The sequence below is a fragment of the Pseudonocardia sp. McavD-2-B genome (assembly GCF_024124365.1).
Lineage (GTDB): Bacteria > Actinomycetota > Actinomycetes > Mycobacteriales > Pseudonocardiaceae > Pseudonocardia > Pseudonocardia alni.
On the sequence record NZ_JAMXSG010000258.1, the window covers coordinates 1 to 8,563 of the forward strand.

At 74.6% G+C, this 8,563-nt stretch carries 10 protein-coding genes and 2 pseudogenes; 8 read left to right on the plus strand and 4 right to left on the minus strand.

Features of this window, described 5'->3' with window-relative positions:
* Positions 1-187 (plus strand): annotated as a pseudogene (locus NH602_RS24895) (hypothetical protein); the annotation flags it as partial.
* A complete protein-coding gene (locus NH602_RS24900; protein WP_073573766.1) occupies positions 184-507 on the plus strand; it encodes a DUF3817 domain-containing protein in 324 nt (107 codons plus the stop codon). The pseudogene NH602_RS24895 and the gene NH602_RS24900, both read left to right, overlap by 4 nt.
* A 7-nt stretch (positions 508-514) precedes the next feature.
* Here NH602_RS24900 and NH602_RS24905 read toward each other — a convergent pair whose 3' ends face one another.
* Positions 515-1,270 (minus strand): DUF2470 domain-containing protein, encoded by a 756-nt coding sequence (locus NH602_RS24905; protein ID WP_253069056.1) that lies wholly within the window; start codon positions 1,268-1,270, stop codon positions 515-517.
* 143 nt (positions 1,271-1,413) lie between these two features.
* On the opposite strand from NH602_RS24905, the gene NH602_RS24910 reads away from it, so the two are divergent.
* From NH602_RS24910 to NH602_RS24920, 3 genes are read left to right on the plus strand one after another with little or no spacing between them, the layout of a single operon-like run.
* Positions 1,414-2,322: a hypothetical protein gene (locus NH602_RS24910; protein WP_083657987.1), complete on the plus strand. Its 909-nt coding sequence runs from the start codon at positions 1,414-1,416 to the stop codon at positions 2,320-2,322.
* Positions 2,323-2,336: 14 nt separating this feature from the next.
* Positions 2,337-3,284, plus strand: coding sequence for a prephenate dehydratase (pheA, locus tag NH602_RS24915; RefSeq protein WP_100879150.1), 948 nt, complete (start codon positions 2,337-2,339; stop codon positions 3,282-3,284).
* Entirely contained in the window at positions 3,281-4,027 is a 747-nt protein-coding gene (locus tag NH602_RS24920; protein ID WP_253069057.1) for a histidine phosphatase family protein, read from the plus strand. The genes pheA and NH602_RS24920 overlap by 4 nt, the downstream gene beginning before the upstream one ends.
* A 3-nt stretch (positions 4,028-4,030) precedes the next feature.
* On the opposite strand, the gene NH602_RS24925 is transcribed toward NH602_RS24920, so the two are convergent.
* Together NH602_RS24925 and NH602_RS24930 are read right to left on the minus strand one after the other, a co-directional pair.
* Complete coding sequence (locus NH602_RS24925; RefSeq protein WP_253069058.1) at positions 4,031-4,381, minus strand: metallopeptidase family protein; 351 nt, start codon at positions 4,379-4,381, stop codon at positions 4,031-4,033.
* A 1-nt stretch (position 4,382) separates the two neighbouring features.
* Positions 4,383-5,660: a septum formation family protein gene (locus NH602_RS24930; RefSeq protein WP_253069059.1), complete on the minus strand. Its 1,278-nt coding sequence runs from the start codon at positions 5,658-5,660 to the stop codon at positions 4,383-4,385.
* Between the two features lie 243 nt (positions 5,661-5,903).
* On the opposite strand from NH602_RS24930, the gene NH602_RS24935 reads away from it, so the two are divergent.
* Genes NH602_RS24935 through NH602_RS24945 form a run of 3 tightly spaced genes read left to right on the plus strand, consistent with a single transcriptional unit; the run spans position 5,904 to position 8,343 of the window.
* Positions 5,904-6,668 (plus strand): hypothetical protein, encoded by a 765-nt coding sequence (locus NH602_RS24935; RefSeq protein ID WP_253069060.1) that lies wholly within the window; start codon positions 5,904-5,906, stop codon positions 6,666-6,668.
* Between the two features lie 3 nt (positions 6,669-6,671).
* Complete coding sequence (locus tag NH602_RS24940; RefSeq protein ID WP_062399176.1) at positions 6,672-7,838, plus strand: glutathionylspermidine synthase family protein; 1,167 nt, start codon at positions 6,672-6,674, stop codon at positions 7,836-7,838.
* A 52-nt stretch (positions 7,839-7,890) separates the two neighbouring features.
* Positions 7,891-8,343 carry a DUF350 domain-containing protein gene (locus NH602_RS24945; RefSeq protein WP_083474448.1) on the plus strand — a complete coding sequence of 151 codons (453 nt, stop codon included), beginning with the start codon at positions 7,891-7,893 and terminating at the stop codon, positions 8,341-8,343.
* Between the two features lie 20 nt (positions 8,344-8,363).
* On the opposite strand, the pseudogene NH602_RS24950 reads toward NH602_RS24945, so the two are convergent.
* A pseudogene (locus NH602_RS24950) lies at positions 8,364-8,563 on the minus strand (glycosyltransferase); the annotation flags it as partial.

The window sequence follows — 8,563 nt, forward strand, 5'->3', positions numbered from 1 at the left end:
GGCCGCTGCGTCGGCCTCGACGTCGACCGCCGAGCCCGCCGTCCCGGCACCCCCGGCCGGCCCGTCGCCGTTCACGTCCCGCCCGGCGAACGCCGCCCCGCCCCGCAGCACCGATCCGCAGCTGCGGGCCTACAACGAGGAGCTGGCCCGCCTGGCGGCCCGGCACCGGGAGGAGTCCACCCCGTGACCGTCGCGACCGCTCTGAAGGCCTACCGGGTCTCCGCCTGGGTCACCGGCGTCGGCCTGCTGCTGCTGACCTTCTACGCGATGCCGGCGAAGTACCTGTTCGGCGACCCGCGGCCGGTCGCGCTGATCGGGATGGTGCACGGCTTCCTGTACATGATCTACATCGTGTGCACGCTGATCCTGGCCGAGCGCTGCCGGTGGAAGCCGGTGTTCGCCGTGGTCATCCTGGCCGCGGGAACCATCCCGGTCGCGTCGTTCGTCGCCGAGCGGAAGGTGACCCGGAAGGTGCAGGCCGAGCACCTGGCACCCGCCGGTCCCTGAGCCCGGCTCAGCGGCCCCCGGCCGCCGGGCAGCCCACCAGCTCGGCGAACCGGCGCTGCAGCTCCTCGGGCCCGTCCGCGGGTGCGGAGAACGCCAGCCGCACGTCCTGGGTGCCGGTCGCGGTGGGCACCCGCACGCGGAGCCCGAAGCGGTCCACGCCGACCGGGCGGACCCGGCCGCCGGTGAACCCCAGCCCGTCGGGCAGGTGCCGGCGCAGCGCGCACAGCATCTCCGGGTGCGCCCGGTCCAGGTGCTCCAGCCACACCTGCTCGACCCGGCAGAACGGGTCGGGTTCGGCGGCCGCGAGCTCGGTCGGCGAGACCGGCGCGCAGCCCTCGGCGTCGGAGTAGACCGCCGACGACGGGTGCAGCCGCAGCAGGGTGGCGCCGCGCCCGGCGTCGAGGAGGTTGGGGTGCGGGGCCTTCTCGGCGAGCCGCAGCGCCCGTTCCCGGCCGGTCGTCGGGTCCGGCTCCTGCAGGGTCCCGACCAGCCACAGCAGCTCCCGGACCGGCTCGTCGAGCGGCACCGGCGTGCTGCCGGTCAGCTCGAGCATCACCGGGAGCCCGTCGAGGGTGAGCCGGGCGCGCTCGCGGAGCACGTGGTCGTCGGGCAGCAGCAGGTCGGTCGTGCCGTCCGGCCAGGTGTGGTGCATCAGCGGCGCACACGGTTCCGGCTCGCCGGTGCCGACGAGTGCCGCGCGGCCACCACGGGTGACGAGGCTGCGGGCTCGCTCGGCGACGGCGGGCGTCGGGGGGCGGCGCACTCGGGTCGTTCCCACTCTCACCTCCGATTAGGTAACCCTTACCTAAGCAGTAGGCAGTGTCGCCTGTCCAGTGCACTCTGACGCAGGGGGGTAACCCCCTCTGCGGGGGCGCCGTGACCCGACCGTTAGCGTCTGTCGGCGTGATGACCGTGCCCTCGGGTTCCTCAGCCGACCCGTGGCCGATCCGTCCGCTGCTCGCTGCGCTGGTCGATGACACCAGCCTGCTGCAGCCGAGGACCGTCGCACCGGGCGTCGACGCCGTCGTGTCGCGCTATCTCGCCGCCCGCGACGGCCACTACGGAGGCCTCGTCGGACGGCTGGTCTGCCCCGCGTCGCAGCTGCCCGCCGTCGTCACCGAGCTCGCCCGTTCCGCGCCGAGCCGGCCGGCGGAGCTGGCCCTCGTCGTCGACACCGGGCTGGGTGCGGTGCCGAAGGCGCTCTCGACCGTGTTCTCCCGCTCCAGCCTGCTCACCCCGAGCACCGTCGAGTGCGCCGCACCGCCGGACGTCGACGGCATCTGGCTCGAACGCGTCTCGGAGTTCGTGCCGGACGAGGTGACCCCGGTCGTGGAGCCGCGCCGCCCCGTCGAGGGGGACGAGGAGGGCACGCTCGCCTGGCTCGCCGCCGTCCGCAGGGTCGCCGAGCACGGCTGCACCCCGAAGATCCGGCTCGGCGGGCCGCGCGCCTCCGACGTGCCGGAGATCGTCGACGTGCACAAGTTCCTGCTGGCCGGCCTGGAGAGCGGCACCGGCGGGATCTCGGCCCAGGGCATCGACCGGATCGTCCGCGAGGACCCGTCCGCGTCGACGCCCCGCGGCCGCCACGGCCTGCTGAACCTGATCGCCGCCGTCGCGCGGATGACCGGGGTCAGCGCCTCGCCCGACCCGGCCGAGGAGGCCCTGGCCTGCACCGACGGCGAGAAGCTCGCCCGGGAGCTCGACGAGCTGCCCGAGGCCGCCGTCGAGCAGGTCCGCACCGTCCTGCCGCGCTGCGGCGTCGACCCGGAGCCGGTCCCGATCGCCGACCTCGTCGCCCTCGGACTGCTGGACTGATCAGGACGGATCGGATGCGGATCGGATTCCTGGGGCCGCACGCCACGTTCACCGAGCAGGCCCTGCTGACCCTGCCCGAGTCGCGTGGCGCGGAGCTCGTGCCGCTGCCCGGCGCCCCCGCGGTGCTGGCGGCGGTCCGCGACGGCTCCGTCGACGCCGGCTGCGTGCCGATCGAGAACACCGTCGAGGGCGCCGTCCCGCCGGTGCTCGACGGGCTCGTCGCCGATCCGCCGCTGGTGATCGCCCGTGAGGCCCGGATCGCGGTCCGGTTCTGCCTGATGGGCCGCCCGGGCACCACGGGTGACGCGATCCGCTCGGTCGCCTCCCACGGCCACGGCATCGCCCAGACCCGCGGCTGGCTCGCCGAGCACCTGCCGGCCGCCGAGGTCCGGGTCAGCTCCTCCACCGCGGAGGCCGCGGCCCAGGCCGCCCGGGGTGAGGTCGACGCCGCCGTCGCCGCCCCGCTCGCAGCCACGCAGCACGGCCTGGAGGTGCTGGCCGACGACATCGCCGACAACGCGGGCGCCGTCACCCGCTTCGTGCTGCTGACCCGCCCCGGCCCGCCGCCGGCGCCGACCGGCTGGGACCGCACCACCCTCGCCGCGACGACGACGAACCGCCCCGGCACCCTGCTCGGCCTGCTCACCGAGATCGCCGTCCGCGGCATCGACCTGACCCGGATCGAGTCCCGCCCGGTGAAGGGCCGCCACGCCGAGTACTGGTTCCACCTCGACTGCTCGGGCCACGTCGCCGACCCGGCGATGGGAGAGGCCCTGGCCGCACTGCACCGTCGCTGCGACCGGCTGATCTATCTCGGGTCGTTCCCGCGATCCGATCCCGCACCGGACGCCCCGGCGGCTGGGGTGGGGAGCCCGGTGGCGGCGCTCGGTGTCGCCACCGCCGACGACTACGCCGCGTCCGAGCGCTGGCTCGCCGCGGTCCGACGGGGAGCCGACACGTGAGCCACCAGACCGACGACGAGCACGACGGCGCCGCCTCCTTCGCGGCCGTCGGCACCGGCACCCGGACCGCGCAGGTCCCGCCGGACGACGGCGCGCTGCGCCTGGTGCTGGTCCGGCACGGCCGCACCCCGTCGAACGTGCGGCACCGCCTCGACACCGCGCTGCCGGGCCCCGGGCTGGACGAGCTGGGTCACGCGCAGGCCGAGGAGGTCGCCGGGCTGCTCGCCGGATGGCCCGTGCAGGGCCTGTACGCGTCACGGGCGACCCGGGCGCAGGAGACCGCCGCCCCGATCGGCCGCGCGCTCGGACGCGAGGTGGAGCTGCTCCAGGGCCTGCACGAGGTGTTCGTCGGGGACCTCGAGGGCCAGGAGGGCGACGACGCCCGCGCCGCGTTCGACGAGGTCTTCGAGGCCTGGTGGGACGGTGATGTCGACCGCGCGATGCCCGGCGGCGAGTCCGCCCGCGACGTGTGGGACCGGGCGCTGCCCGACCTCGCCGCGGTGACCTCCGGCGTGACGGAGGGGGCGGTCGTCGTCGTCAGCCACGGGGCGGCGATCCGGATCCTGTCGCTGGCGCTGCTCGGCGGGCACGACGGCTCCGGACCCGGCCACCCCGACGTCACCTACGGCCGCGAGCGCCCGGTCCCCAACACCGGCCGGGTCGTGCTGCGTCGCGACCCCGGCGGCTGGGTCCCGGAGCTGTGGGACGCGATGCCCGGCGGGCGGCGCGCCACCCACCGGTAGGGGTCAGCCCCAGCCGAGCTCGTGCAGCTTCTCCTCGGAGATGCCGAAGTGGTGCGCGATCTCGTGGACGACGGTGATCGCGACCTCGTCGACGACGTGCTCCTCGTCCTCGCAGAAGTCGAGGACGGCGTCGCGGTACACGGTGATCCGGTCCGGCAGCTCGCCCGCGTAGTCCGCGGTGCGCTCGGTCAGCGCGACGCCCTCGTAGAGCCCGAGCAGGTCCGGCTCGTCGGGGTGGCACGGCTCGACCAGCACGACGACGTTGTCCATCGCCGCGGCGAGCTCGGCGGGCACGAGGTCGAGCGCCTCGCCGACCAGCTCGTCGAACCGGTCGGCGGGCATCGCCACCGGCACGTCAGTTGCCCGACAGCCCGGGCAGGCCGGGTGGGATGTCGAGGTCCGGCTGTCCGGCGCCGCCGTCGGGGGCGGCGGGCTGCTCGCCGTCGGGCTGCTCGACCGGGGCCTGCGAGCCGGGGGCCGGGGTGGCCGACCCGTCGGCCGGGGCACCGTCCGGAGCGGGCGCACCGGGCGCGGACGGTGCCGGGGCGGCGGGCTGCCCGGAGACGACCAGGTTCCCCTTCACCGAGCCGGTGATCGAGGCGAAGCCGCTGTTGTCCGGCAGCAGGGTGCCGATGTTGCAGTTGACCTTGCGGCTGCCGGCCTTCCAGGACTCCTCGGAGAGGTTGCCCCAGTAGACGGTGAGGCCCTTGGCGCCGATCACCTGGTCGTTGCCGGCGAACGTGTTCGCGGCGTCGGTGCAGGCGGGCTGGAGGAACTTGTCCTGGTCCTCGATGGCCGGCCAGTCCTCGGTGAACTCGGTACCCAGGTCGACGAGCCCGACCGCCTCGACGGCGTGCGGCCCGGCGCAGTCGGTCGGGTCGCCGACGGTGCGGCCGTCGATGGCGAGGCAGGTGCCCACCGGCTGGACCGCGGACTGGTCCTGAGCCGCGACCTTGCCGGTGATCGGGAACATCTCCCCGCTGCGCGAGGCCATCTGCAGGCCGCAGCGCATGCCCTTGTCGCCGCTGTCCCAGCGCTGCTGCGACGGCTTGAGCGCGCCCACCCGGAACTTCCCGTCCGGGTCGAACTTGCCGTTCAGGTACGTGGTGACCACCGGGGTGCAGCGGTCGGCGACGAGCTTCTGCCAGGCCCCGTCGGCAGGGAACGTCGGCTGGTCGGTCAGCGCGACCCGTCCCGCCTGCTCGAACAGGTGCGGCCCGGCGCAGTCGACGGCGGCGGTGTCGGTCGCGTCGGACCGGGTCCAGTTCAGGCAGGTGCCCGGGGTGTCCGGTGGGGGCGGCAGCGGAGGGGGCTCCTCCACCTTCGGCACCCCGGAGGACGCGAACGATCCCAGCACGGGCACCTCGGCACCGAGCAGCGAGTCGACCGACGCGACGGTCAGCATCAACACCGCGCCGACCAGGATCCCGATCCCGACCCGGCGGGCCCCGAGGAGCCCGCCCCGCCCTGCGCCCGCGCGTCCGGAGGCCTCCGACGACCGTCGCCGACGGGTCGGGGCCACCGGCGTGGCCGACGGCCGGGACAGCACCGAGGTGGTCCCCTGCCCGGCGTGGACGGCGGTGCGGCCGGTCGCGTCGGGCCGGTCGGAGCCGGCGGAGGAGCGGGAATCCATGACGTCCCCCATCATGCAGCCGGGGTCGGCCCGGCTTCACCCGGCCGGTGCCCCGGCGCGGCGGTCGGTCGGCCGGATGCTGTGAACGTGCAGGTCCGCCCGGTGCGACGGGGTGCCGCGACCACCCGTCCGGGCAGGTGTGGGTGAAACGCAGCCGAATCGTCATCCGGGAACGGCCGGTGGTCGTCGGCCGCTCCCGGTACGGTGCGCGCGGGGGACGGGAGTGACGATGGGGGACCAGCGATGACCGACGGACCGCGCGCCGGCGGCGGCCCGGACGACAGCACGCCGCCCGCCGGTACGCCGAGGGCGACACCGGGGGGCGCGACACCGGAGCCGCAGTCGACGACGCCGACACCGCAGACCGACGGACCGGCGACGGCGCCGTGGGCGAACGCGCCCGCCGAGCAGCCCGCCGAGGCCCCGCGCGGCCGGATCCGGCAGCAGGACGGCAGCACCGCGCCGCGCGAGCCCACGCTCGCCGAGAAGCGCGCCCGCGAGCAGAAGCTGCGCGCGGACCGCGAGGCGGTGCGGCTCAAGGAGGCCCGCTCCAAGACCACGAAGCGGGTGCTGATCGGCGCCGGGGCGACCGTCGGCGTCGTCGCCCTGATCGCGGCCGTCTACGCCGGGTCCGGTGGCGGCGGCGAGTCGGTCGAGGCGCGCTGCGTCGACGACCAGGGCGTCGTCGTGCCGGACGAGAACTGCAGCGGCACCCAGAGCCAGGTTCAGGTGTCCAACGGGGGCGGCGGCTTCGCCTTCGTCCCGATCTTCCTGGGCGGCGGCGGCCGGCAGTACCACTACAACTACGGCGGCAGCGGCGGCGTCGGCCAGGTCGCGACCGGCGGGAACGTGTCCCCGCCGCCGAGCGGCACCACGGTCCGCAGCGGCACGACCGGCTCGACCATCGGCTCGGCGAATCGCAGCGGCACGATCTCCCGGGGCGGTCTCGGCGTCGGCGGCGGGTCGTCGTCGTCCTCGGGCGGCTCCGGCTTCTCCAGCGGGAGCTGAGGCGTGCGACGCGAACGCGGCACCCCCCGTCCGGACTGGCAGCGCACCGTCGCCGAGCAGGGGCTCGCCTTCGGCACCCCCGGCCGGGACGGCTCGGGCAACGAGCGGCCCTACTGGGACGAGTCGGTGCACTACGTCTTCGAGATGGACGAGGTCCTGTCCCTCGAGGCCGACGTCGAGGTGCTCCAGTCGATGTGCCTGTCGGCGGTCGACCACGTGGTCACCACCGAGCGGTTCCGGGACTTCGCGCTGCCCGAGTGGTGTTGGGAGCAGGTCGCGCAGTCCTGGCGCCGCTCGGACCCGCACCTCTACGGCCGCTTCGACCTGCGCTACGACGGCTCCGGCCCGGCCAAGCTGCTCGAGTACAACGCGGACACCCCCACCTCGCTGCTGGAGGCCTCGATCCTGCAGTGGCACTGGCTGTCCGACGTCCACCCGGGCGACGACCAGTGGAACTCCCTGCACGAGAAGCTCGTCGAACGCTGGGGCGAGCTGAAGGGTCTGCTGCCGTCGTCGGAGGTGCACGTCACCTGGTCCGGCGCCGAGTCCACCGGCGAGGACCACATCACCGTCGGTTACCTGCAGGAGACCGCCGCCGAGGCGGGCCTCGACACCGTCGGACTGTCCATCGAGGACATCGGCTGGGACTCCGCACTGGACCGCTTCGTCGACCTCGAGGAAGCTCCGATGTCGACGGTGTTCAAGCTCTACCCGTGGGAGTGGATGCTGTCGGACGAGTTCGGCAAGCACGTCACCCGCAGCCTCCCGGAGACGCTGTGGCTCGAACCGCTGTGGAAGACCCTGCTGTCGAACAAGGCGCTGCTCGCGGTGCTGTGGGAGATGTACCCCGGGCACCCGAACCTGCTGCCCGCCTCGCTCGGCAACCCCGGCATCCTCACCGAGTACGTCCGCAAGCCCCTGCTGGGCCGCGAGGGCGCCAACATCCAGATCGTCGCCCCCGGCTACGAGACCGCGACCGGCGGCGTCTACGGCGACGAGGGCTTCGTCTACCAGATGTTCGACCCGCTGCCCGAATTCGACGGGTTCCGTCCCTGCCTGGGCGCCTGGCTGGTCGGTGACACCGCCGCCGGGCTCGGCATCCGCGAGACCGCCGGCCTGATCACCGACGACGGCGCGGCCTTCGTGCCGCACCGCATCCCCGAGTCCTGACCCTGTTCCTGCACCGGTTCCTGCACACCCCCGCTCCCCGGAGGTACCTCCCGTGATCCTCGCCCAGGCGTTCGACGCCACGTACTGGGGCTTCCTCGGCCGCGGTGTCGGCGCGATCCTGCTCTACGCCGTGATCGGCACCCTGCTCATGCTGGTCGGCTTCTGGGCCATCGACCTCACCACGCCCGGCAAGCTCCCGGCGATGGTCCGCGGCGGTCTGCCGAACGCGGTCACGATCACCTCGGCCGGGATGCTGTCGATGGCGTTCATCATCGTCACCGCGATCTACGGCTCGTACGGCTCGCTGCTGCAGGGCGTCGTGTCGTCGCTGGTGTTCGGCCTGATCGGGATCATCGCCCAGGTCGCCGCGGTGCGGCTGCTGGAGTGGGTGACCGGCATCGACATCGGCGAGGTCATCCAGTCCGACGAGCCGCGGGCGGTGGCGAAGGTCGTCGCGGCCGCGCACGTCGCGCTCGGCCTGATCGTCGCGGTCGCCGTCTTCTAGGCCCACCGTCCCGACGCCGCTCAGGCCAGGGCGGTCAGCACCTCGACCCTGGCCTGCGGCGTCGGCATCGCGGCGATCTCGGTGCGGACGTCGCGGGCGGCGGCCGCGAGTTCGCCGTCGTGCAGCAGCCTGCGCAGCGTGTCGGCGGTGAACGGGCCGCCCAGCCCGGCGCCGCGGGCGGCGACCAGCTCGGCGTTGTGGCGCCGGTCGCCGGGCCCGG

Excerpts from the sequence above, each read along its gene's own strand:
- pheA (WP_100879150.1), top strand. The coding sequence starts at position 2,337 with ATGCGGATCGGATTCCTGGGGCCGCACGCCACGTTCACCGAGCAGGCC.
- NH602_RS24910 (WP_083657987.1), top strand. The coding sequence starts at position 1,414 with ATGACCGTGCCCTCGGGTTCCTCAGCCGACCCGTGGCCGATCCGTCCG.
- NH602_RS24935 (WP_253069060.1), top strand. The coding sequence starts at position 5,904 with ATGACCGACGGACCGCGCGCCGGCGGCGGCCCGGACGACAGCACGCCG.
- NH602_RS24930 (WP_253069059.1), bottom strand. The coding sequence starts at position 5,660 with ATGGATTCCCGCTCCTCCGCCGGCTCCGACCGGCCCGACGCGACCGGC.